At 68.4% G+C, this 21,901-nt stretch carries 21 protein-coding genes, 1 tRNA gene and 2 pseudogenes; 13 read left to right on the top strand and 11 right to left on the bottom strand.

The window, feature by feature from the left end; genetic code table 11:
- The 3 genes and pseudogenes from ACIHCL_RS33720 to ACIHCL_RS33710 form a co-directional block, all read left to right on the top strand.
- Positions 1-84: pseudogene (locus ACIHCL_RS33720) on the top strand (IS5/IS1182 family transposase); the annotation flags it as partial.
- A gap of 919 nt (positions 85-1,003) precedes the next feature.
- Positions 1,004-1,076, top strand: a tRNA-Arg gene (locus tag ACIHCL_RS33715).
- Positions 1,077-1,190: 114 nt separating this feature from the next.
- A complete protein-coding gene (locus tag ACIHCL_RS33710) occupies positions 1,191-1,523 on the top strand; it encodes a hypothetical protein (protein WP_399868032.1) in 333 nt (110 codons plus the stop codon).
- A 107-nt stretch (positions 1,524-1,630) separates the two neighbouring features.
- Here ACIHCL_RS33710 and ACIHCL_RS33705 read toward each other — a convergent pair whose 3' ends face one another.
- Both ACIHCL_RS33705 and ACIHCL_RS33700 read right to left on the bottom strand, forming a co-directional pair.
- On the bottom strand, positions 1,631-2,824 hold the full coding sequence (locus ACIHCL_RS33705; protein WP_399868030.1) for a tyrosine-type recombinase/integrase: 1,194 nt from the start codon (positions 2,822-2,824) through the stop codon (positions 1,631-1,633).
- 44 nt (positions 2,825-2,868) lie between these two features.
- On the bottom strand, positions 2,869-3,168 hold the full coding sequence (locus ACIHCL_RS33700) for a helix-turn-helix domain-containing protein (protein WP_399868028.1): 300 nt from the start codon (positions 3,166-3,168) through the stop codon (positions 2,869-2,871).
- 411 nt (positions 3,169-3,579) lie between these two features.
- Between ACIHCL_RS33700 and ACIHCL_RS33695 the strand changes: the two genes are divergently transcribed.
- The 4 genes and pseudogenes from ACIHCL_RS33695 to ACIHCL_RS33680 all read left to right on the top strand — a co-directional run bounded on the left by ACIHCL_RS33695 (position 3,580) and on the right by ACIHCL_RS33680 (position 8,222).
- On the top strand, positions 3,580-3,804 hold the full coding sequence (locus ACIHCL_RS33695; RefSeq protein ID WP_399868027.1) for a helix-turn-helix transcriptional regulator: 225 nt from the start codon (positions 3,580-3,582) through the stop codon (positions 3,802-3,804).
- 520 nt (positions 3,805-4,324) lie between these two features.
- Positions 4,325-5,590, top strand: a complete 1,266-nt coding sequence (locus ACIHCL_RS33690) for a DUF3631 domain-containing protein (RefSeq protein ID WP_399868026.1) — start codon at positions 4,325-4,327, stop codon at positions 5,588-5,590.
- 184 nt (positions 5,591-5,774) lie between these two features.
- Positions 5,775-6,515, top strand: coding sequence for a hypothetical protein (locus ACIHCL_RS33685; protein ID WP_399868025.1), 741 nt, complete (start codon positions 5,775-5,777; stop codon positions 6,513-6,515).
- Positions 6,505-8,222, top strand: a pseudogene (locus ACIHCL_RS33680) (relaxase/mobilization nuclease domain-containing protein). Before ACIHCL_RS33685 ends, ACIHCL_RS33680 begins: the two are co-directional and overlap by 11 nt.
- Before the next feature lie 24 nt (positions 8,223-8,246).
- Here the strand turns inward: ACIHCL_RS33680 and ACIHCL_RS33675 are convergent.
- The 5 genes from ACIHCL_RS33675 to ACIHCL_RS33655 are packed head-to-tail and all read right to left on the bottom strand — an operon-like array spanning position 8,247 to position 12,776.
- Entirely contained in the window at positions 8,247-8,777 is a 531-nt protein-coding gene (locus tag ACIHCL_RS33675) for an AAA family ATPase (protein WP_399868023.1), read from the bottom strand.
- A 39-nt stretch (positions 8,778-8,816) separates the two neighbouring features.
- On the bottom strand, positions 8,817-9,692 hold the full coding sequence (locus ACIHCL_RS33670) for a glycosyltransferase family 2 protein (RefSeq protein ID WP_399868021.1): 876 nt from the start codon (positions 9,690-9,692) through the stop codon (positions 8,817-8,819).
- On the bottom strand, positions 9,686-10,921 hold the full coding sequence (locus ACIHCL_RS33665) for a hypothetical protein (protein WP_399868019.1): 1,236 nt from the start codon (positions 10,919-10,921) through the stop codon (positions 9,686-9,688). Before ACIHCL_RS33665 ends, ACIHCL_RS33670 begins: the two co-directional genes overlap by 7 nt.
- Positions 10,918-11,622: a hypothetical protein gene (locus ACIHCL_RS33660; RefSeq protein WP_399868018.1), complete on the bottom strand. Its 705-nt coding sequence runs from the start codon at positions 11,620-11,622 to the stop codon at positions 10,918-10,920. Before ACIHCL_RS33660 ends, ACIHCL_RS33665 begins: the two co-directional genes overlap by 4 nt.
- On the bottom strand, positions 11,619-12,776 hold the full coding sequence (locus tag ACIHCL_RS33655; RefSeq protein ID WP_399868016.1) for a glycosyltransferase: 1,158 nt from the start codon (positions 12,774-12,776) through the stop codon (positions 11,619-11,621). The genes ACIHCL_RS33660 and ACIHCL_RS33655 overlap by 4 nt, the downstream gene beginning before the upstream one ends.
- A gap of 141 nt (positions 12,777-12,917) precedes the next feature.
- Here ACIHCL_RS33655 and ACIHCL_RS33650 point away from each other — a divergent pair, with 141 nt between their 5' ends.
- Entirely contained in the window at positions 12,918-13,892 is a 975-nt protein-coding gene (locus ACIHCL_RS33650; protein WP_399868015.1) for a multiprotein-bridging factor 1 family protein, read from the top strand.
- Positions 13,889-14,458: a peptide deformylase gene (locus ACIHCL_RS33645; protein ID WP_399868013.1), complete on the top strand. Its 570-nt coding sequence runs from the start codon at positions 13,889-13,891 to the stop codon at positions 14,456-14,458. The genes ACIHCL_RS33650 and ACIHCL_RS33645 overlap by 4 nt, the downstream gene beginning before the upstream one ends.
- A gap of 65 nt (positions 14,459-14,523) precedes the next feature.
- Here ACIHCL_RS33645 and ACIHCL_RS33640 read toward each other — a convergent pair whose 3' ends face one another.
- From ACIHCL_RS33640 to ACIHCL_RS33630, 3 genes are all read right to left on the bottom strand, one after another.
- The gene (locus ACIHCL_RS33640; RefSeq protein WP_399868011.1) at positions 14,524-15,264 is read right to left on the bottom strand and encodes a hypothetical protein; all 741 of its coding nucleotides are present in this window, start codon (positions 15,262-15,264) and stop codon (positions 14,524-14,526) included.
- Positions 15,261-15,668, bottom strand: a complete 408-nt coding sequence (locus ACIHCL_RS33635) for a hypothetical protein (RefSeq protein WP_399868010.1) — start codon at positions 15,666-15,668, stop codon at positions 15,261-15,263. The genes ACIHCL_RS33640 and ACIHCL_RS33635 overlap by 4 nt, the downstream gene beginning before the upstream one ends.
- A gap of 227 nt (positions 15,669-15,895) precedes the next feature.
- The gene (locus ACIHCL_RS33630; RefSeq protein ID WP_399868008.1) at positions 15,896-16,609 is read right to left on the bottom strand and encodes a hypothetical protein; all 714 of its coding nucleotides are present in this window, start codon (positions 16,607-16,609) and stop codon (positions 15,896-15,898) included.
- A 583-nt stretch (positions 16,610-17,192) separates the two neighbouring features.
- On the opposite strand from ACIHCL_RS33630, the gene ACIHCL_RS33625 reads away from it, so the two are divergent.
- Together ACIHCL_RS33625 and ACIHCL_RS33620 are read left to right on the top strand one after the other, a co-directional pair.
- Complete coding sequence (locus ACIHCL_RS33625) at positions 17,193-17,525, top strand: hypothetical protein (protein WP_399868007.1); 333 nt, start codon at positions 17,193-17,195, stop codon at positions 17,523-17,525.
- Positions 17,522-18,229 (top strand): hypothetical protein, encoded by a 708-nt coding sequence (locus ACIHCL_RS33620; protein WP_399868006.1) that lies wholly within the window; start codon positions 17,522-17,524, stop codon positions 18,227-18,229. Before ACIHCL_RS33625 ends, ACIHCL_RS33620 begins: the two co-directional genes overlap by 4 nt.
- Before the next feature lie 38 nt (positions 18,230-18,267).
- Here ACIHCL_RS33620 and ACIHCL_RS33615 read toward each other — a convergent pair whose 3' ends face one another.
- Positions 18,268-18,735: a tyrosine-type recombinase/integrase gene (locus ACIHCL_RS33615; protein ID WP_399868004.1), complete on the bottom strand. Its 468-nt coding sequence runs from the start codon at positions 18,733-18,735 to the stop codon at positions 18,268-18,270.
- A gap of 670 nt (positions 18,736-19,405) precedes the next feature.
- On the opposite strand from ACIHCL_RS33615, the gene ACIHCL_RS33610 reads away from it, so the two are divergent.
- Both ACIHCL_RS33610 and ACIHCL_RS33605 read left to right on the top strand, forming a co-directional pair.
- The gene (locus tag ACIHCL_RS33610; protein ID WP_399868003.1) at positions 19,406-19,612 is read left to right on the top strand and encodes a hypothetical protein; all 207 of its coding nucleotides are present in this window, start codon (positions 19,406-19,408) and stop codon (positions 19,610-19,612) included.
- A gap of 595 nt (positions 19,613-20,207) precedes the next feature.
- Positions 20,208-21,704 carry a hypothetical protein gene (locus ACIHCL_RS33605; protein WP_399868001.1) on the top strand — a complete coding sequence of 499 codons (1,497 nt, stop codon included), beginning with the start codon at positions 20,208-20,210 and terminating at the stop codon, positions 21,702-21,704.
- Positions 21,705-21,901 lie beyond the last annotated feature (197 nt).

Here is a 21,901-nt window from a genome sequence, read left to right as displayed (position 1 = left end):
CAGATCTTCCGCAGATCCCGCATCAGCCCCAACCGCATGACCGTCATCGCCAAAGCCGTCCTCACCCTGGAGAGGCAACGCTGAAAACGCTCAGTAAGGCACCGTGCGCCACGTTCACGCGTGCCCGACCTGGGCTCACCTGGTGGCCACTCACAGGGGTGCAGCCGGACTCTGCAGCGCTGCGGGTTGGGATACGGACAGACAGTAGCTTTCCGGTGGTCATCGTCGCGCAGCCGCCTTTACTTACGGCGGTCCTGCTCCCCATCGTGGCTGGTCAAGCACACCCTCCCCATGCCCCCGGCCTACGGACCGCCGCCTACGACGCGACCCTCCGCAGCGTCCACCGCGCCCCCTTGATCACCGAAGGCCTGCTCGTCTTCAGCCCCAGCACTCAGCACTCCCAGCGCAGTCCCTGGAGCGCAACCAGGACAGCCCCTGCCAACACGATGTCTACGTCGCCGAGGCCCGGGGCTGCAAACGCCACATCACCGTCGACGGGCAGACCCACTACACACCGCTCCCCGTCGAGGAACTCAAAAGAGACGCTTCAATCGCACCGAGCACCTCCGGCAGTCCCGCCCGACACACCCGCAGGCCGCCGTCTCAAAAGGCTCCGCCAGGACAGCGAATCCACACATTCACGATTCGGCCAGAGCTACCCACATAAGTGGGTTCCCGCCTACGGAGCCGAAGGGGCCTGCTCATCTACATCGGCCACGCCTGGCTGAACAACTCCGTCACGCGAGCCATGCACCACCAGGCGCCCCTCGTCGCCTCACACCGTCCCTCGCCCGGACCCGCCGGCTCAGCACCCGCTCCGATGCCCCCAGTCAGTTCGACCCAGGAACCACTGATCACACACCGACACCGATCTCACCCGACCCGCTACACTGTCGGCGGTGGCCAGTCCTCGCCGGTCTGCCCACTACGACACTGTCGGCAGCAGGTCTGAAGCCCACCGTCATCCGCGCCGGGTCTTGGACACGTTTTCCGACAGATCCCCGCCTTCGTAGCTCAGGGGATAGAGCACCGCTCTCCTAAAGCGGGTGTCGCAGGTTCGAATCCTGCCGGGGGCACAGAGAAACACCAGGTCAAAGGCCCTGTCGCCCGAGTGGGCGGCAGGGCCTCCGGTCTTGCGGCACATATATGGCACACATACGGTGCGCACTGAGGGTGGGGAGTGGCAGACGATGCCTGTGAAGGACGAGCTGGCCCGGCGCCGGTACGAGAACCTGGTCGACCGCCTGGAGCCGCTGATGAGGGCCGCCCTCAAGCCCCAGTACAAGGGGTTCTACGGCCAGCTCGTCCTGAGCATCAGCGACCTCGAAGAGATGGGCGAGCTGAAGGACGTCCGGCGCGCTGCCCGCGAGGCCGGCCGCCGTCTCGGCTGGAAGCCCACCACCACGCTCGTCGGCGGTCGGCTCTTCGCCATCGACGAGCGAAAGGTGCCGGAGGAGATCGAGCAGCTTGCTGCCGATGCGGCTGCCGAGGCAACGGACCGGGCCTTCCGCAAGGGCCACTGAGCGCGCGGCTGGACCCGTACCAAGAGGAGCCGAAGGGGCCGCCCCGCCATGTCAGCACGGTGGGTGGCTCCTTCGGCACCGGCTCCTCGGCACGGATCAGACACACCTCACGCGGCGGCATCCTCCAGGACGGCCACCGTCTCGGCGGCCTTGCGTGCCTTCTTCTCCGCCTTCTCCAGCTTGGCCTTCGCCTTGGCCAACTGCTTGGCCCGGCGCTTGTGCATCTTCTTCGAGACCTCGTCGAGGCGGTCGGGGAAGAGATGGCCGTACGTGTCCAGCGTCAGCGTCGCGGACTTGTGGCCGAGCATGGTCTGGACGACGTTGATGTCCGCGCCGCTGGCGATGGCGAGAGAAGCCGCCGTGTGGCGCAGCTTGTGCGGCGTGAGCTTGAGGTGGCCGAGGCCCGCCTTGGCAACGGCCGGGGCGAAGAACCGTTGACGGAAGTTCCGGGCCCGTAGCGGTCCGCCCTGCGGAGCCGTAAACAGGAGCTCGCCCTCGCCCCGCCCCTCGACATGGGGCTTCAACTCCTCGGCGAGGAACCGAGGGATCGGGACGGACCGGCGCTCATGGTTCTTGGGCGAGTCGAGGTAGAGCTTGCCGTTGTCCTCGACGTACGCCTCGACGATGTGCGCGCGGCAGGCGTCGAGGTCGACGCGCCTCACCTTCAGCGCGGACGCCTCGCCCCAGCGCAGCCCCGTGTAGGCCAGCAGCAGGATGAAGACCCGATATGCCCCCGCCGCGTCGGCGAGCGCTTCGGCTTGAAGGTCGTCGAGGTAAACGTGGTCAGCCGGTACCGGCTTCGGCAGGGGAACGCCGGCGGCCGGGTTGAACGCCAGGCGACGGGACTTGACCGCGAAGCCGAGTACGCGGCTGAGGACGACGTACGCCTTGCGCACCGAACGCGCGCTGAGCTTCCTGCCTCCCGCCGCCTCACCGGACAGCATGTCCGCGAGCCATTCGGCGATGTCCTCGAAGCGGACGCGGTCCACTGGCGTGGTGCCCCACTTGGGGATCACGTGCACGTCGAGCACGCCTCGGTAGCGGTTGCGAGTTGACCGCTTGAGGTGGACCTGCGCAGCCAACCAGGACTCCGCCACCTCGGCGAACTTCACGCGCGCTGCGGCTGGGTCGCGGTAGGTGCCATCGGCGATGCGGGACTCCACCCTCGTCCGCTCAGCTTCGGCGTCGACCTTGCGGGCCAGGGTCTTCATCTTCGGTTTGCCGTCCGGGTCGTACCAGCGCACGCGATAGCGCCCAGGAGGGGTGCGGCCTGCCTGCTTGGCCGCTGCCACAGCCTGCACGTATGCCGTATGCCCAGCGCGGTCCTCTATCCAGACGCGCGCCATCAGACCCCTTCTCCAACGCCGTTGGACACGGCGGTCGCAAAGTCGGCTGCGGAGGAAGGCAGCAGCAAGGCCAAGGGCGAGACGCCGAGAGCGGCGGCGATGGCGACGAGGTCGTCGATGTCGCAGCGACGCCGGGCCCGTTCGGTGCGGCTGAGGACGTTGCTGGTCATCGGGCGGCCCAGGGTGGTGCATCGCTCGGCGAGCTGCCGCTGGGTGAGGCGGCTCGCCAGGCGAGCGGCCTCGATATTGCGGGCTGCGCGGATTCCGGCCGGGCCGAATGCGATGGGGTGAGTAGCCATGACGGATAGCTTTAACTCGAATTCGGCAGGCATGGCAAGAGTTGGTTCTTAAACTCTATAGAACTTGCAGAGGGCAAGTAGTTGGCGGGGGAAAAGCGGTCTGGAGTGCCGGGGATTCTGTGTGCGGTCCACGCCGCTGCAGCGGTGCCAGGTGGCGGCGGGCATCGCTGCGTGCTCTCGACCTGCCGATTCCCGTGCTGAGTTGCCGAGTTCCTATGGGATCGACCGGAGGGAACTGGATGGTTGGGCAAACTTTTTGGTTGACCGGCGATTTGCCCTTACGGTTATGGCCGCTTCGTTCGACCTGCGGTTTGGGTCGTCCGTTGAAGTCCACGAGATGGTCGTGGCCAGAGTTCGAAGCGTGTGGCTTTCTTGCCCATGCATGTCGCCTGCAATCGATATGGAGTTCCCTTGCCCAACGGATTCCCTCGCCGCGCCACGGCCGCCGCGCGCGGCCCGCTCGCCACGCCCGCTGAGATCGCCGCCTACCTCGGGGTGCCGGTGAAGACCCTCTACCAGTGGAAGTACCGGGGTACCGGCCCGATGGTCCACAAGGTCGGCCGGCACCTGCGCTACCGCTGGTGCGAGGTCGACGCCTGGCTCGACCAGCAGACCGCGTACGACCTCACGGCATGACCCGAGGGGAAACAGAGCGGCCCTCGGCGCGCCAACGCCGGGGGCCGGAGATTCCTCTACGCATCGCCCATCCCTGAACGAACGAGCCTGTGAGGGGCGGGAGCTAGCCCGTCCTGCCCCTCACCAGAGAGGAACGTCTATGGACAACTCTACGTCCTCACGTGCTTCGAGCCCATCTGCTGATGCGGAAAGCAGGCCCAAGGCCGTCTGGCCGCCAGTGGCGCCGGTCCCCGGCCAGCAAGCCCTCTGGCGGGGCGGGGACCGAGCCGAGTCCCGGTCCCCTCGCGTGGGGACCGGGGACCAAGCACACCATCGGATATCCGCTGACGTCGAAGAGACGCAGGCCAACGGCGTGCGGACGGGACCACCGGCAGAGGGGGACCAGGAGCCTGGTCCCGGTCCCCGGGTCCCCAGCTCGGGGACCGGTCCCCAAAATGCGGCCGCAGCAACAGGGGACCGTAGTGGGGACCGTGACCACGGTCCCCACCGGGACGCGGGGGCCGGCGGTCCCGTGGGGACCATGCAGGAGGGGACCGTGGCCTCGCACGACGCGTCGGGGACCGGGGACCGCGATGGCGCCGACGGCGAGGCAGACGGTGCTGCGCTGCTGACCGAGCTGCAGGCGGCGATCGGTCGGTACGTGGTGCTGCCGAGCGAGGAGGCGCTGACTGCGATGACGCTGTGGGTGGCGGCCTCCCATATCCAGCCGGCTCTGCAGCACGCGCCACGTCTGGCGGTGGTGGGGCCGACCAAGGGGTGCGGAAAGTCCCGCGTGCTGGATGTGCTCCACGAGACCGTGTACCAGCCGATGATGACGGTGAACACCTCTCCGGCCGTGGTCTTCCGCGTCATCGGCAAGAACCCGCCGACGCTGCTGGTGGACGAGGCCGACACCATCTTCGGCCCCAAGGCGGGCGAGAAGGAGGACCTGCGCGGCCTGCTCAACGCAGGGCACCAGCGCAACCGGCCCGCCTGGCGCATCTCCGGGCCGGAACACAAACCGACGGCCTTCCCCACCTTCGCTATGGCCGCACTGGCCGGGATCGGCGACCTGCCGGACACGATCATGGACCGGGCGATCGTCATCCGCATGCAGAAGCGCAAGCCGGGTGAGCGGATCACACCGTTCCGCTCGCGGTACTCCGTGCCTGAACTGCACGCGGTGCGTGACCGGCTGACTGCGTGGCTCACGCCGCTGCGCGAGGCCGCGGGCCGTCTGGTACCGAAGATGCCGGTCGAGGACAGGGCCGCAGACACCTGGGAGCCGCTGATCATCGTCGCCGACCTGGCCGGCGGCCACTGGCCCACCAGCGCACGCGCGGCCTGCCTGGCGATGACGCGGCATGAGGTCGCCCAGGACGAGCAGACGACCCTGAAGACACGGCTGCTGCGTGACGTCCGCCGCATCTTCGAGCAAGAAGGCAACAAAGAGGCCCTGCGCACGCAGGACCTGCTCGCCACACTCCTGGGGGACGCCGAGTCTCCGTGGCCGGACTACGGCGCCAAAGGGCTGAACGCCTACCACCTGTCGTCGCTACTCAGGGACTTCGACATCCGCCCGGCCAACTACCGCTTCGAGCAGGGCCGCCAGGCCAAGGCGTATGCCCGCAACCAGTTCCTCGACGCCTGGGCGCGCTACTGCCCCGACCCCGCACAGCCCACCTCCGCAGCCGGGCACGCATTCGCGCCTGGGCGGCCAGCCCAGGGCAAGCCGCCTGCCCCTCCGACCGGGTCGCTGCCTGTCGGCCCGCCCGGCGGCACTGTAGGCCCCAAGCCCGCCCGCTGACCCACCCTCTGGGTCCGTCTCAGTCCGTCGCATCCGTCCCCGCGCAGGTCAGCGCGGGGACGGACTTCCTCGCTGGGACGGAGTTAGCCGTACCTGCGACCGAGTCCGTACCTGTCCTGACCAGCCACGGGACGGCTGCGACGGACGTGACGAAGCCCTGCCCACATGCCACCGGAGCACCACCATGCACGACAACAACACGGACGACGCCCCCTCCCGCCACCGCAGGGGACTGTTCAGGCTGGCCCGCCGAACAGCAGCAAGCTGGAGCGAACGAGCCTCTAACGAGGCTTCGTCCGCGCTTGTCCCCGCCTCAGGGACGGCGGAGGAAGAGGCCGGGCGCCAGCGGGCGCCCGGGCCTGGGGAGGGGACGACCGAGCCCAGCATCGCACCCGTCGCCGACTGCGCCACCCCGTGCCCCGAGCAGCCTGCCGATGCCTCACCGCCCGTTGAGCAGCCTGCCGATACGACGCCTTCCGATGAGCAGCCTTCGTGGCGCGAGCCCGACGCCCCGGCGCTGCCCGCGCTGATGAACCGCAAGCGCACCACCGAGAAGCGCGACCAGGAAAAGACCATCCGCTTCACCCCGACCGCGGTTCGCATCATCGCCAAGGAGGCCGAGCGGCGCGGTCAGAAGTTCGCCGGGTTCGTCGGCGACGCCGCGCTCGCTGTCGCCGTCGGCAAGGCGGGCATGGTCGGCAGTCCGGAGGACGATCCCATCCGCCCGCTGATCGAGGCCGTCGAGGCTCACACCGTCGCGCTGAACCGCATCGGCAGCAACCTCAACCAGATCACCGGAGCCATCCACCGGGGAACCATTCCCAAGCAGGCGGAGGCCGTGCTTGCTCGCGTCGAGCGGACGGCCAAGAGTAGTTACCGGCTGATCGACCAGCTCCTCGCGGAGGGGGCCAGCCATGGTGCCTGACGTCTCCACCGGCTCCAGCAGCCTCGGCCTGATCAACTACCTCTTCGGCCCAGGGCGGCGTGACGAGCACATCGACCCGCACATCGTCGCAGCCTGGGACATGACCGGCGCCCCCGACCCCGGCCGCGACCACGAAGCCACCTACAGCCAGCTCGCCAGGCGCCTGGACACCACGTTGATCTACGCACCCGCGAGCTGGGCGGCCACAAACCGCCGCAGCATGTGTGGCACTGCCCGGTACGCACCGCACCTGGCGACCGCTACCTCACCGACGCCGAGTGGGCAGAAGTCGCCTGCCGCATAGTGGCGGCCACCGGCATCGCGCCCGAGGGCGACGAGAAGGCGTGCCGGTGGATCGCGGTGCGGCACGCGGACAACCACATCCACATCATGGCCACCACCATCCGCGCTGACGGCCGACGCCCCCGCACCCACCGCGACGGCCAGCGGGCACAGCAGGAGTGCCGCAAGGTCGAGGCCGAGTTCGGCCTGCGCCGCTTGAAGTCCGGCGACCTCACCGCACCGCCCACACCGACCGGCGCCGAGCGCGCCAAGGCCGAGCGCCAGGGCCAGGACGTCACCGCGCGGGAGTGGCTGCGCGAGCAGGCGTACGCCGTCGCTGCCGCCGTACGCAGCGTTGACGACTACTTCACCGTCCTCACGTCGCTCGGCATCCAGGTCAGGCCGCGCATCGGCCCCGAGTCAGGCCAGGTCACCGGCTACAGCCTGGCCGCCCCCGGCGACACCGCTCAAGGCGATCCGGTCTGGTACGGCGGCTCCAAACTCGCCCCCGACCTGTCCTTCAACCGCCTGTGCGAACGCCTCCCCACCCAGGACGTAACCGACCGCCCGCAGCACATCGAGGGCCCCCACACGTCATGGCGCCGTGCCGAGTGTGCCGTGCGCACAGTCCACACTGTCCTCGACTCGGGCGACGACGACGCCGCCCAAGGCCACCTGGATGCCTTCAGCGACGCCCTGCACAACCTGGCCCGTGCCGCACATGGCCCGCACCAGGCCGAACTGCAGGCTGCAGCAACGGTGTTCACCCGTGCCCGCCGCTCTGCGATCCGGGCCGACCACCAGGCCGCCACCTCCCTGCGGGACGCCGTCAAGGAACTCGCCTACGCCACACACGAGCCGGGCGGGCTCGCCATAGCCGTGCTCTTCGCGGCCCTTCACCTGGCCCGCACCGCCGCCAAGTGGCACGCACAGCGCGGCCACCAGCAGCAGGCCGCCGCGGCCGAGGAAGCTTTCCGCCACCTCCAGGCGGGCTACCAGCAGGCCAGCGAGCCGGTCCTGGCAGACCTCTCCCGCCGAGCCCCACGCCAGCAGACCATCGACCGATTCGAGGCCACCGTGCGCCAAGCACTCCCCGACCACGCCGACCAGATCCTGGCTGATCCAGGCTGGCCCGCCCTCACCACCACGCTCGCCCGCGCCGAGACCGCCGGCCGCAATGCCCGCCAACTCCTGAGCGAGGCTGCCGCCGAGCGTGAACTCGACACCGCAGACTCACCGGCACAGGTCCTGGTGTGGCGCATCACCGCTCAGCCGAACAAGCGCGTGCAAGCAGCGCGCAGGCGAAGCACCGTGAACGCCACGTCCTTCATGTCCGCACCTCAGCCTGCGCCCACGGCAGTGCGCGAGCAGAGCGCTGATCGCAGCCAACGCCAAGCACGTGGCGGACCACGCCATGGTCGGTGATAGCGAGCAGTCAGTGGGTCTGCTTCAAACCTGCCTGTGCCTGGCCGCAGACAGCGCCGCCACGAGCGCGTCCAGGTCTCCGGTGTAGACGATGACTTCTTCATCGTCGGCCGGGGGGTCGAATCGGGCGAAGAAGTCGTCGAGGGCTTCGGGTGTGACGGCGAGGGCGTTGGCGTCCTCACGCTGGTTGCGTTCGGCGAGGCGTCCCAGCAGCTCTTCCCTGCCTGCAGGGAGGTAGACCACGAGCGGGTGGCTGCCCGCTTCGCGGGCAGCCTGCTGCCAGGCGTCGCGCTCGGCGCGCCGCCACAGCCCGTGGTCCAAGACGACGTCGTTGCCGGCCTCTAGCTCCTTGACGAACCGCTGCCGGATCGCCTCGACCACGGGCCGTTCGCGCTCGAAGTAGGTGTCCTCGGGGTAGTCCACGCCGTATCGGCCGTGGAGGCGGTGCACCTCCTCGTCCACGGACAGCCGCATGTAGCCGTGGTCGGCCAGGGCCTGGGCGACGGTGGTCTTCCCGGAGCCGGTGATGCCGGCCAGGAGAACGGCGAGGGGCACGTGGTCATCCCTTCCGCGACGAGCTGTCCGTGGGCGCGTTCATTGTCTCTGCTCCTGGCCGGCCTGCGCGTGCGGTCGCCAGGCCGTGACGATGCTGCGGGCCTCGCTGGACCAGCTGAACGGCATGCGGTCCAGGCTCACCCGGCGGAAGGCGAACCGCGGATCGCTGGTGTTGATCACGCCGCCGTGCTGGCCGACGTGCGACAGGAGGCGGCTGGCCTCGTCGCGCACGGCCGGGGTCTGTTCCTGCCATGTGCCGGTCGAGAAGTGCTGGACCCGGCGGCGGAGGTCGTCCAGGACGCCCGAGCGCCACTTGAAGTGGTGAACCGCACAGATACGGTCGGCATCCGGACGCTGTCCGGGGGCCCTGTGGTTGCCGCCCGCCACGGTGACATCGTGGCGGGCGAGAACGATCTTGCGGGGGTCTCCGTGCAGGAGCCGGTGGGTGAGGTGCCCGCCGAGGGGATAGGCGAGATCCAGTCCGCCTTCGGGCCTCCAGCCGGTCAGGCGCCCGCTCGCGGCGATCCGGTCGAGCATCAGGCCGCCCACCACGCGGTGTCCGGACTTCTCGGCCTGGGCGACCACCTCACTCAGCGGGGCGGGGTACTGCTGGAACTCGTCGGCGTCGGCAAGCAGGTGCCAGCCCGGGCCAGCCCGGTGCCGCAGGGCTTCCCTGAGCTGGGTGTTGGTGTGCTCGTGCCACGGGCCGGTGCTGGTGCCGGTGGGGATGATGCCCAGTTCGCGGCTGGCGGCCTGTAGTTCGTGCCGCTGCTGGTCGGGCACGTGCTCGGGGAAGTGGAAGGCGATCAGGAACCGCTCGACGCCCAGCCACCGGTAGTGGTGGACCCAGGCGGCCAGCAGCGGGGGTTCGACGGGGCCGACGACGGCGATCAGCGCGGGAGGGGTGCTCAGCATCGGGAGTCCTTCGTACGCAGTGAGGCGAAGGTGCGGGTGAGGAAGTCGGCCTGCCCGGCGGCCGACCACATCCCCAGCAGGCCGGGAGCGTCGGGGTCGGGCAGCGGAGGCGGCTGGCAGATGACGGTATGCAGGGCGTCGGCGAGGGCGTCCGGGGCGCTGGCGGTGAAGGTCAGGGCCCAGGGCCGGCCGCTCAGGCGGGCGGTGAGACCGGGGTCGTGGTCGGAGACGACCAGGGGGACGCCGAGGCGGGTGGCGTCCATCACGAGCCCGGACTCCTTGCCGACGCCGGGGCGGCGGGTGACCAGGGCGGCGTCGGCAGCGGCGTAGACCAGCCGCAGCACCGATTCGCTGACCGGTCCGGGCACCGTGTGGAGGCGTACGTTCGGCAGGTCACGCCATCGGGCGAGCACGGCTTCGTCGAGTGGGATGCCGGTGACCACCAGGTGCAGCGGCTCCTTCAGCAGGGGCAGGGCGGCGTCGATGACTCCGATGTCCTTGTAGGGCCACCAGCCGCCGACGAGGCACACCGCGGCTTCGCCGGTGGGGATGTCGAAGGCGGTACGGCCGCCGTCGCGTTCGGCGTCGGTGAGGCGGCGGCCGTCGTCGACCGCGAAGGCCCGCACCACCGCGGGCAGGTTCGGGAAGGCTGCCGTGAACTGATCGCCTACGGCCTGGGTCGGGCACACCGCCAGAACCTGCCTCTCGCCCCGGCGGGCGAGCCGGCCGAAGAACCGCACTGCGGCGTCCTCGGTAGTGACTTGTTCGTGGACGAACCGCAGGTGCGGCAGCCCTCCAAGGAGAGCGACGGCACCGTGCAGGGCCTCGCTCGCGCTCAGGATCACCACCGCCTCGGCGCCGGGCTCCAGCCGGCGGGCGGTCCGCAGGGCCGACGCCTCCGCAAGGCACCGGGCGATGAGGGTGATCTGGTGCGGAAACCGCCGCAGGAAGCGCGGCCAGCGGCGCGAGCGGAAGACCCGCAGCCCAGCCCTGGAGAGCCCGGCCGCGAGGCGGGAGGCGGCCAGCAGTACGGCCGCCGAGTGCCCGGCCGGTGCGGTCACCAGCCGGGCCCCGGCCTCGCGCAGGGCCGCCACCGCCTCGCGGACGATCCCGTGCGGGGTGATCACCAGGCTGCCGGGCCGGGCCTGGGCGAGGGCCGCCAGCGTGCGCTGGTGGTGCCCGCCCAGGCGGTCGGCGTACGGCTCGATCAGCACCAATGGGCTGGTCACCCGCCCACGCCCTGGTCCCCATGGGCGGCGGTGAACCTCGTCCGCAGCCACGTGGGGTCGTTGAGGTGGTCGAACTGTCCGGGGGCGCGGGCGAATTCCCTGGCGAAGGCGACCCCTTCGCAGGCCCCGGCGGCGGCGTACGGGGCGAACTCGCCGTTGCGGCTCTTGGTCCATGCCTCCACCCGTTGGTGGGCGTCGTCGTCGGCCATGCCGTACTCGCTGCCGCGGGCGAGCATCGCGCACTCGCGGAAACCGGCCTTCCACGCGTGGAAGGGGCTCTGGTTGAACCTCGTGATCCCCGCGGTCTGCTGGGCAAACTCGATCCGTCCGGGCAGGGCGGCCAGCACGTCCACGGCCTCGCCCATCTCGCGCAGGGCACTGCGGCGGACTAGTTTCAGCCCGCCGTAGCCGTAGGTCAGACCGTTGACCGGGTTGACCGCCCGCCACACCCGCATTGACACGCCCTCGTCCAGCGGCTCCACCGCGGCGGGGTCGAAGCCGGCGTCGATGGCGAAGTCCCCATCGGCGAGGAAGAACTGCTCGTGGTCGACGACCTCGGCACACAGACGGTAGGCCCGGCGCATCCCGTGTACGCCGTGCAGGCGCTTGACCTTGCCGCCGAGCGTGCGCTGGAGCCGGGAGTGCAGAGAGGTGGCCATCGGCTCGTCGTACGAGAGGAGAACCGCGTCGAAGCCGTTCACGAGACGGCCTCCAGGTAGCGGGCCGCGATCAGGGCGGGGGCGAAGTCGGCAGTGGAGGCGTGGGCCCGCTTGGCGTGCAGGGCATGGAATTCGGCGTCCGTGGCGAGCCGTTCGGCCAAAGCAACGGCCTCGGCCGGGGTGGTGAAGCACAGCTCGGGGTCGATGTGCTCGGCGAGCCAGCCAAGGCGGGGCGAGATGACCGGAAGGCCCATGCCCTGGCAGTCGATCACGCTCATCGACCGGGGGCAGCCGGGCCGGAACGGGGCGATGCCGAAGCGCGCGTCGGCCAGCAGGTCCTTGTAGCGGACGCGGTCGCCCCGGTCGGAGACGACCTGCACGTGCGGCAGGGCGGCAAGCTGGTCACGCATCTTCTCGGGGCTGTCGTCCAGGCCCTCGCGCTCCGCCCGGCGCTGGCCGAACAGGTCCATGACCCGCAGCCTGACGGTGCCGGACGCAACCAGGTCGCGGGCCAGGTCCACGAACTGCCCGGTGCCGTAGTGCGCATACAACCGGTGGTTGTAGACGCCGATCGCCCCGGCGCCGGAGGCGGGCTGCGTGGTGGCGGGGTCGCGTACCAGACGCTCGTCACGCGGGGCGGGCACCACTCGTAGCTGCTCGCCGATGTCCACGGTCATCCGGGCAGCTGCCGCCGACACCCAGGACGCGGCCGTGGAGGAGTGGACCAGCACCCGGTCACAGGCGGCCAGTCCGGCGGCGAACGCCAGCAGCACCGGCCACCCGAGCCCCGCGTCGTTCAGGGACGGGTCGAGCTGGAGCCGGCCGCCGCCCGTGAAGGAGAACGGCAGGTAGTGGCAGTAGCCGGCCAGTAGGGCGTTGGATCCGGCCTCCAGTAGGGCTGTGCGGATCGCCGGGGCCTCCTCGATCTGGTTGGCCACGACCACGTCGGGCTTCTCCCCCCGGATCAGTGCCACCAGCTCGTCAATGTCCGCGGAGAAGCGGGCCCTGTACTTCGTCCCCGGCACCTTCATCTGGTGGAATCCGCAGCGTGCATCCCCGGCCGGAGCCGGGGATGCGACCGTCACCTCAGCCCCGGCATCCGCCAGAGCAGGGGCAAGCAGGTCCGCGAAGATCCACCCCGAGTCGGCCGAAAGCCGGTCGGGGTTGGAGATGTTCAGCAGGTACAGCACGCGCATGGCGCTTCGCCTCCCTCATACGCCCGGAGGGTCGTTCCGGGCCAGTAAGGGAAGGAAAACGGCGACGCAGACCGTGACGGGATGGTGAACTTGGATCACTCACGGTTCATTCATGCTCACCAACGATGACGCGGGGCTTCGATGGAAGCGCAAGGCGAGGAGATCACCGCCGAGCAGGCGGCCGAGGACTACGCGGCCGAGGTGGCGCGCTGGCGGGAAGTACGCGGCATGTCCAAGAGGGCGTTAGCGCTGGCCATGGGCTTCGACCCGTCCTACGTCAGCCACGTGGAGTCGGGCCGCCACAAGCCCAGCGAGGAGTTCTCACGTCTCGCCGACGAGTCACTGAACGCCGGAAAGGCGATCTGGAGGCGCTGGTGCGACTACGAGCAGGCAAAGGCCCGTACCCGGCGGCCAGCGGCGGCGCCGCCCGCCCAGCGCAGGCCAGAACAGCCGTATGCGACCGGATCGGCCCTCGTCGTCGAACACGACGCGGCACGGCTCCAGTACGACGGCACCTCGTACCGGCTGACCATGCGCCGACGGCTGCGGAACACCGGCGAGGAGCCGGTGACCCGCTACCTGATCCGCATCTCCGTGGACCGCTACCCCGGCGACCCTGAGGAGTCCAACGCGCACTACCGAGCCCACCCGCTGACCTGGGATGAACTCGACCTCACCGCCACCTGCCGGGGCGAGGCGATGCGGTGGCAGGTCAAGCACGACCGCGACGCCTTCAAGGAAGTCTGGCTGCTGTTCGACAACGAGCACGGCCGCTTTCCGCTCTACCCCGGCGAGTCTGTGTGGATCGAGTACGCCTACACCGTCGGCGACGACAAATGGGGCAACTGGTTCCAGCGAGCCGTCCGCCTGCCCACCGAGCAACTGGAAGTCCAGCTCGCCTTCCCCGCCGCCCTTGACCCCGTCGTGTGGGGCACCGAGACCTCTATGACCGCCGAAGCCTCCCCGCTGCGAACCCCTCCCGTCCGCAGCGACGTCGGTGAACTACGGCAATTCACGTGGATCACGACTACACCCGCCCTGCACGCTCGGTACCGTCTGGAGTGGCGATTTCGGGCACGGACCGAACGCGACACAGATCAAGGGGAGTCCAGGTGATTGACGTGCGGCCCAGCCAGCAGATGCGAGACCTCGGAGTCGTCCAACACGGCGCCGGCATCCTCGCCGAACCGGCCCGCGCTTTCGACCTGCCCGCCGAGCGCGACGAGGCCGAGCGCATCACCGACGAACTGTTCGCTGCCATGGAGCGAATCGGCCAGGTCCACCCCTTCGCCAAGGGCATGGGTATCGCCGCCCCGCAGATTGGCATCGCGCGAACCGCCGCCGTTGTCCAACCGCCCGACGACGCCCCCGCCATCATCCTGCTCAACCCGCGGATCACCACCCACTCCGACGAGATGGACGAACAGTACGAGGGCTGCCTGAGCTTCTTCGACGTCCGTGGCCTGGTCCGCCGCCCCCTGACGATCGCTGTCGAGACCACTGCCCTGACCGGCGAGACCGCGACCACTGTGTACGAACGCGGCCTCGCCCGCCTCATCCACCACGAGATCGACCACCTCGATGGGCTCCTCTATACCTCCCGGATGCTGCCTGGAGTCGAACCGATCCCCGTGGACGAGTACCGGCAGACCGGCCGGGCGTGGGTGTACAAGGAAGCCTGATCAGCCTGCCCTCATGGACTGTGCACTGGGCCTGTCGTTCACTTCAGGGGCGCAGGCTGAGCAGCTCAACGGTTCACCAAGTAGAAGATGAAGGCTGCGCCGATTCCGAGGCCCCAGAAGAATGCGACGGCTCGCGCCCGGTGGTCGGGAAGGATCTCCGGTGGAGGTGGTGTCACCGTGGCCTCGATCCGCTCGGCCACGCCATTAAGTGCGGTCCCTATCTCCTCCACCCGGCCAAGAGGCTTGTCCCTGTTCTGCAGTCTGTCCATGTCCCTGACCAGTTGGTCCAGAGAACTTAGACTGCCCTCAAGGCGCGTGACCAAGCCGCCGAGGTCATCGCGGCCTTGCGAGCTGACGGTCTCCTCGAAGCGACTAACAACCCTGCTGAGCTCGTTGAGGTCGAGCTGCTTGGACGCCTTGTCGAAGGTGTCTGCGGCGTGAGAAAGCTGACCTGCGACGTCCTCGTTGATGCTGTGGCTTGCGCGCGTGAGCAACGCGGCGACATCCTCGTTGATGCTCTGGGCAGCACGCGAGAGAGAGTGAGCTACATCTTCGTTTATGCTGCCCGCCGCCAGCGCGAGCAAGCTCGCTGTATCAGGGGAGATCAACCCGTCGTCCAGAGCCTCTTCAAGCAGCTCGGCCAGAGCGGGGGAATCCTTAGAGACCTTCCTGAGCAGCGCTTTGGTCTTCGCATCGACCGCCTCGATGCGGATCTCGCCGTGGTTATCACCACCGACGAAGGCACCGTCTCCGTGGTTGTGCTGCTCAGTGACGTGCCGCTCCGGCTCCGGAACGGAGGACGTCACTGCCCCTCCTGCCCATCGACGCGGATAGTGCCGTGGTTGTCGCCGCCGATGAAAGTGCCGCGCCCGTGGTTGTGCTGAGAACCGATGTCGACCGTCTTCGTGGCGGACTGCGTCGCAGAGCGCAGCGCCTCGATGTCCGCTCGAGCCTCGGGGTAGGCGGTGAGGAACGCGGTCAGCACGCTGCTCCACTGAGCAGTGACCTCGGCCTGGGTAACCCGGCGCTGTTCCAGGGCCTCGGCGTGCTCATCAAGCGCACGCAGCGCATGGGACTCTTCCTGCGCGGTCCCGCGCCGGAAGATTGCAGAGATCCGGGTGCGCAGGACGTCGGCCCGGCCTTGAAGCAGGTAGGCGAGAACGTTGCTGGCGGCGCCGGTGGCGACGGCTATGGCTGCTGCGTCAAGCATGGAAGCCCCCCGAGGTAGATGTCGAGCACGGCGCTACGCGTCTCCGTGACGGATAGATAGTCCCTCGCAGCAGAGCCCAAACACCGACGTTCTTGAGTAACCGTCCACTGTTTCCCGGTAGTTGGCTGGAAAGAATACTTCTGAACGACGGAATCACTGTGGATCGGGCATGAACCACGCCCGCTGCGGCAACTCTGATGATCGGAGCACATTGGAGGGGCGCGCCGTCAGGGGCAGGATGTGCAGCCGGCGCAGAGTGGCCACAGTCTGAGCACTTCCGGGCGCGTGCCATCAGGGTGCACAACGGACATGCCTTCGGAGTTCGTCACGGTGAGCCGGAGGATGCCGTCGAGCCTTGTGATGTTCATGCCCATCTTGAGCGTCGCGTCCGGATCAGGTCGAAGAAGGACGGGCTCATTCCTGGTGGCCAGGGCTGCCCAAAGAGAGAGGTGCTGTGGCACCTCGCCGGACTGCCGTAGGTCTGCGAGGAGGGCCGGAACCTCTGCGCTTGACGGGAAACCATCCTTGGCTTTCCATGTCAGTCCTGTGTAGTGAAAGCGAGAATGGTGGCACATCAGGACCGTTTTGATGAGCCACCGAGACAGCGAAGCGATATCACTCCGTGATGACGTGAATATCATCCGACCCCGGAGCAGCTTCGGCAGGTGCTCAGCGGCCGGCTTCTCAAAGGTCTCGTTCAACCACTGGTTGCACGAGACACAACAAGGCACCCGGATGGCGCTGAGACTGCTGTTCAGCTTCCTGGTCTCTTTCTCTCTGCGCCCCTGGTACGTCGCGGCGTACATGTCGTACGCCTCACCAAGCACGAGGTCGTTCGCATCACCTAGGAGCTTCAGCAGCTGCTCAGGCAGCGCGTGCTCGCCGGTGGCCTTCTTCACCTGAGCCGGACAGAGGGCACAGGTGTGCCTCTTCGCAGACATGAGTCAAAAGCCTAGCGACCCGCGTGTCTGCGTAGCAGCGGATTCTCAAAGAGCCGTGCCGGGTGGCCCGTCAGATAGACGCACGCGGAACGGGTTCAGCCCGGGCAGCAGCGCACCGACCGAGATACGCCGTCGACATACTCGCGCCGTAGGTCACCCGGGTCATCGCTGAGCCGAAGTACCTCCCAGCAGATGGATGAAGTCCGCCAGATAAGCCCGTTCCTGGACCGCTCGCAGATGGCAGCCTGCGCTCCCCTGTGCCGTCGCCGCGACCACGCGAAGCCGCAGGCCCAGTTCTCCAGATCACCGCGTCGCTCAATCAAGGTGTTGTCGAGGTCGAAGAGCGCCAGCACACCGCGACACTACGCGACAGGTGGCGGCGGGCTGGCGTCACGGATGGCGGCCAGAAGCCCGCAGCTCGGCAGCGTGTCGACGCAATTGCTCGACCTCAGCCAGATCGCGCTCCAACTCGTCGAGCCAGCCCCTTACACGCTCCTCATCGGCAGCGTGCTTCAAACATGCCCCCCGCCTTCGTCCTCGCAGCACACATGCGGCTACGGGCAGCGATGGGGAGCTGCGCGACATGCCTACGAAGGACGAGCTGGCCCGGCGCCGGCACGGGAAGCTGGTCGCCCGGCTTGAGTCGCTGATGCGGGCCGCGCTCAAGCCCGAGTACCAGGGCCATCACGGACAGCTGGTCCTGAGCGGCGACGACCTGGCGGAGATGGGCGACCTGAAGGACGTCCGGCGTGCTGCCCGGGAAGCGAGCCACCGCCTCGGCTGGAAGCCAGCCACCAGACTCGTCGGGGACCGGCCCTTCATCCTCGACGAGCGCGAAGCGCCCGAGGAGGTCAGGCAGCTCGCCGAGAAGACGGTGGCCGAGGCGATGAACCAGGCCCGACAGGAACGTCAGTGAGCTTGACAGCCCTGCCCGAGACCGCGACGGTGCCGGCCAAGACCGTGTGGAGCGCCCTGGAGCACGCCTACGGCACAGCGGAGAAAACCCCCGCGCAACTCGTCGCACTGTTGGACGCCGACCAGGGCGTGCGCTCAATGGCTATAGATCGCCTCGACCACGCGGTGCTGCATCAGGGCACCCTGTACTCCGCGACAGCACCGGCCGCTCGCTATGTGGCCGGCATGCTCACCGACTCGCGTACCGCTGTGCCCGTCGGCGCAACACCCCGCACCTATCCCGGTCCGTTGCACGCGGAACTGCTGGACTGGCTGTACTCGGCCGCCAACGAGGTCACCGACGAAACCGAAGCGACCAGCCGACACTATGGATCCCCGCCCGAGGACTACCCGCCGTTCGTCCGGTTCCGCGAGATCCGCCCCATGCTCCACGCCGCGGTCTCTCGCTGCCTCGATGACACCGATCCGCATGCATCCCGCTCTTGGACGACTCACGCCTGCTCGACCGTCGGACGGATCTGGTCTCCCTGCTGCGGAAGACACTGGCTGTGGGCGGACGGTGGCAATGCCGCGAACGGGCGATCGAAGCCCTTGCCCGGTAGGGCGAGGACACAGCAGGGCTGGAAGTCCGCCGTGAGGCGTTCGAGATGTGCGACTCAGAGAAAGACTACGCCGGCGATTGGCCCACGGAACCGCCACCGCTGACGGGCTACGCGCCCGATCTACCGTTCTGACCGGCGACCCTACCGGTGCGGCCTCCTAGCTTCGTCGGCTTCTACACGTCGGCACGGATCTGACACACACCAGGCTGTGGCGCCCTCCAGGACCGCCACCATCTCGGCGGCCTTGCGGGCCTTCCTCTCCGCCTTCTCCACCTTGCCTTTCGCCTTGGTCAACTGCTTGGCGCGGCGCCTGTGCATCTTCTTCGAGACCTCGTCGAGGCGGTCGGGGTAGAGATGGCCGTACGTGTCCAGCGTCAGCGTCGCGGACTTGTGGCCAAGCATGCTCTGGACGACGTTGACATCCGCGCCGCTGGCGATGGCGATGGCGAGAGAAGCATCCGTGTGACGCAGCTTGTGCGGCGTGAGTCCGAGGTGAGCGAGCTCCGCCTTGGTGACGGCCGGTGAGAAGAACCGCTGCCGGAAGTTCCGTGCCCGCAGCGGTCCGCCCTGCGGAGTGGTGAACAGGAGCTCGGCCTCGCTTCGTCCCATGACACAGGGTTTCAGTTCCTCGACAAGAAACCTCGGGATCGGCACGGACCGGCGCTCGTGGTTCTGGGGGTGTCGAGGTAGAGCTTGCCGTTGTCCTCGACGTACGCCTCGACGATGTGGGCGCGGCAGGCACACGATCACGGCGTCCAGCGCGCCACACAGAGTGGAACAGATGCGCTGGCATGTGGCCGGAACGACGATACGACGGTCGGGCTTCAGCCGGACCGACGGGAGACCGATCTCCTCGCACAGCTCAACGAATCAGCGGGCACGGAGGCACATCCGCAGGGCTATCTGGGTCACGGCCAACCAACCGAGGGGCGGACCTTTTTAGCAATGCCCCCCAACTCATGCTCCATTAGGCTAGGTTCACTAACGGAGTCGTGCCCATGACCGGCGTGGCTCGCATGGCCTGTCGCGCAATTGCGGCGGGCCGGTCACCGTGAGACCAACCAGAAGGCGCTTCCGCATACCTGAGCGGGCGTTGGTTGGTCGCATCGGTGCGGGCGAGCCGTGGCCGGTGGGCTGTCACTGCCGCCACTCAGGCGGATGCGACGCAACGTGATTGGCAGGCAGGTTTTCGGACCGGTCGCCCGCTCCCCGTGACCCAACCGGGTCGCCGGTGACCGGGACGGCCTCTCGCCGCCCCACGTTGTGAAAGGCATCCGTCATGGGCAGGCCCTCCGACAACCACCACGCCGAGCTGCACGTGCTGCGCAGCATGGTTGATACGTTGACCAAGAAGGTCGATGATCAAGGGGCGCAGATCCAGGAACTGCAGACTCGCCGTTGGCCGGTTCAGCAGGTGATGGTGGTGGCGGCCGTGTGCTCCCTCTTCTGCGCCTTCGCCATGCTATTGGTCGCACTCAACCGGTGAACGGCGGGACGGCCCCGCGGGGCCGTCCCGCACCGCAATGGATCTAGAAAGCGCAGGCGCCCCGATGGCCAGCCCGACCGATGGCCCCTTCCCCGTCCCTTCCACGCGTGAGTGGCAACGCAGGTGGGTGGAGGCTGTCCTGTCGACTGAGGGCGCCAGCGTGCCGCGGCACGCACTGGAGGCGATCGCGCCGTTTGTAGTCGCTCCCAAACTTGCCGTGCTTAGCTCTTCGCAGGCTAGGCAGGGCAAACTCTCGCTGCGGCCGGATCGAATGCGGGTGCTGAACACCACATACGGTCAGCTATTGGTGGCCACCGTACAGTTGCACGGCGCGGCCGGCTGTCTGTGGCCACACAACGAGCGTCTCACCGGCGTGTGGCCCTCAGCCGCCGATCCAGTGCACGCCCCAGACAGGGCATCGATCCTACCTTCAGTACGCCCCTGGACCCAGCAGTCAGAAGATGGCGGAGAAGAGGAGAGGTGCGCGCTGTCAAGCACAGTTTGCAACACAGGCGAACTGGTCGAGTTGCTGCGGCGGACCGACGCCGCAGTGGCCGACCAAGACACCGCACGTCCGCGGAGCCTCATCGAGGGCATGGCCGTTAACGGCCAGACAGAGCCTTGTCTGTACGTCCCGCACGCCATTGAAGTCGAGGAGGCGACGGACGGCGCGGACCGCAGACCGGGCCCGTACTGGGCATGGATGGCGGCCGACGGCAATTCCCGCACGCGCTGCCGCCATGAGCTGCTTGGCGTTACCTCCGAGGAAGTCCTAACCGGGGTACCGTTCGCCAAACTGCGCCGACCGGGTACCGGCCTCGCCACCAACCCCAGCTTCTGGCTCACCTCCCTGTCCTCCTCACTCAACGCCGAATACGCCGACGCCGTGCAGGCGAAAGATATCGATTCGCCTGCCTTCCGAGCCCACAAGATCGCTGTGGTAGAGGCTCACTTGGTCATCGGTACGCCAACACCCCGGCGGTTGCTCGGCATCCTCCGCGACCACATCCGCCGTGAACATCTTTTCCAGCCACTTCCCCACAAAGCGGCCGACCTCTCGCTCACTCTCGGACTCAGTGTGCTCGACGCCTACGTGGCGCAGGGCCTTCTGGACGAAGTGACGGCAAGCGTCCTGACTGGACTGCGCCCTGCCAGAGACCTACCCGAGGCCCCTCGCGACGCCTCGACCGCTGTGCTGCGGGACCTCCGATCGATGCGGCTGTTGACCGAACTGTTTCCCACCGATCCGGGCCGACGCGCCCTGCTCCGGCGCGCCCTGGACGAACCGCCGCCGTCCCGGCTCTCCGTACGGGATGTCCGGCACCGGACCCGGCTGTGGTCCGCACTCAGCGCTCAGAGCTACCCACGGGCGTGGAACCCCCGGGTAGCGGAAGTCCTACCGGCCTCCAGCGGGCGTACGGGAGTCACCCTGTCGGGCCGCCCGCTGAACGAGTTGCTCGCGGCTGCGGACACCGATATGTCCGCTCTAGAGGAACTGCTGCTCTTCCGCGCCCCGCACTGGCTGGCCTTCTTCGGCATCGTCAATCTCGGGCCGGGGAGTCCCCTACGCCGAACGATGCCAGCCCGCATCGCAGCGTTGCGGGCCAACCCAGTCATGGCAGCTGGGCTGTTGCGCGAACTTGCGGCGGCCATGAACAGCGGGGACCGTACGCCGTCCCGGGTGGACGAGGCAGGCGAGGCCACCGGGAAGGGCGTTTCGGCTGCCTGGTTCGACCGAGCGTTCCCGCCGATCTCGGCCCGGCGCGAGCCCGCGCCCGAGCTGCTCGACACACCGGCCCAGTCGCTGTGGCGTGCGAAAGATCAGCTCGTACAGGAAATTGAGAAGATCGACAAGGTGACCGCCCGGCTCCGCGGTCGGCTCGCGGAGGTCGAGTCTGCCGCCCAGGTCGCCAAGGTGTACCACCCCTTCGACACGACGGAGGCAGACACCCTGGCCTCCAGGCTCTCTGCCATCCAGCACTCGCTGTTCGAGGTACGGGCAGCAGTGTCCGTCTTCGCCCAAGACGAGATGGCCCTCGAAGAGGAGAGCGCCCCAGGTTTCGCCGAGGAACGCCCCGGCCGGCGCCAGTAGCTGGCGCACTGTCTCGGCCGCACGGATTTTGAACGCTAGGGACGGCCGCGGCATGCGGCCAACGACGATTCGACGCGTACCATCTGGCTGGTCAGCTCCTTCCGCCATCCGCGGTCCGAGGAATGCGAGCGGGCTCTCGGGCTCCGCCCATCGCGTCCGCAGACCTGCACCACGCTGTTCGGCAGTACACCCGCCAC

Origin of the sequence: Streptomyces sp. NPDC052042 (genome assembly GCF_044548345.1) — a bacterium.
In the GTDB taxonomy this organism is placed as follows: Bacteria; Actinomycetota; Actinomycetes; order Streptomycetales; family Streptomycetaceae; genus Streptomyces.
Note: the sequence above shows the minus strand (reverse complement) of the source record. Positions and strands in the feature narration are given on the sequence as shown.

Bases quoted from the DNA above. Each gene is read 5' to 3' on its own strand.
- ACIHCL_RS33685 (WP_399868025.1), top strand. From the start codon at position 5,775: ATGCACGACAACAACACGGACGACGCCCCCTCCCGCCACCGCAGGGGA.
- ACIHCL_RS33700 (WP_399868028.1), bottom strand. From the start codon at position 3,168: ATGGCTACTCACCCCATCGCATTCGGCCCGGCCGGAATCCGCGCAGCC.
- ACIHCL_RS33710 (WP_399868032.1), top strand. From the start codon at position 1,191: ATGCCTGTGAAGGACGAGCTGGCCCGGCGCCGGTACGAGAACCTGGTC.
- ACIHCL_RS33690 (WP_399868026.1), top strand. From the start codon at position 4,325: ATGCAGGAGGGGACCGTGGCCTCGCACGACGCGTCGGGGACCGGGGAC.
- ACIHCL_RS33625 (WP_399868007.1), top strand. From the start codon at position 17,193: ATGCCTACGAAGGACGAGCTGGCCCGGCGCCGGCACGGGAAGCTGGTC.
- ACIHCL_RS33655 (WP_399868016.1), bottom strand. From the start codon at position 12,776: ATGCGCGTGCTGTACCTGCTGAACATCTCCAACCCCGACCGGCTTTCG.
- ACIHCL_RS33670 (WP_399868021.1), bottom strand. From the start codon at position 9,692: ATGCTGAGCACCCCTCCCGCGCTGATCGCCGTCGTCGGCCCCGTCGAA.
- ACIHCL_RS33630 (WP_399868008.1), bottom strand. From the start codon at position 16,609: ATGTCTGCGAAGAGGCACACCTGTGCCCTCTGTCCGGCTCAGGTGAAG.
- ACIHCL_RS33605 (WP_399868001.1), top strand. From the start codon at position 20,208: ATGGCCGTTAACGGCCAGACAGAGCCTTGTCTGTACGTCCCGCACGCC.
- ACIHCL_RS33615 (WP_399868004.1), bottom strand. From the start codon at position 18,735: ATGGGACGAAGCGAGGCCGAGCTCCTGTTCACCACTCCGCAGGGCGGA.
- ACIHCL_RS33610 (WP_399868003.1), top strand. From the start codon at position 19,406: ATGGGCAGGCCCTCCGACAACCACCACGCCGAGCTGCACGTGCTGCGC.
- ACIHCL_RS33650 (WP_399868015.1), top strand. From the start codon at position 12,918: ATGGAAGCGCAAGGCGAGGAGATCACCGCCGAGCAGGCGGCCGAGGAC.
- ACIHCL_RS33635 (WP_399868010.1), bottom strand. From the start codon at position 15,668: ATGCTTGACGCAGCAGCCATAGCCGTCGCCACCGGCGCCGCCAGCAAC.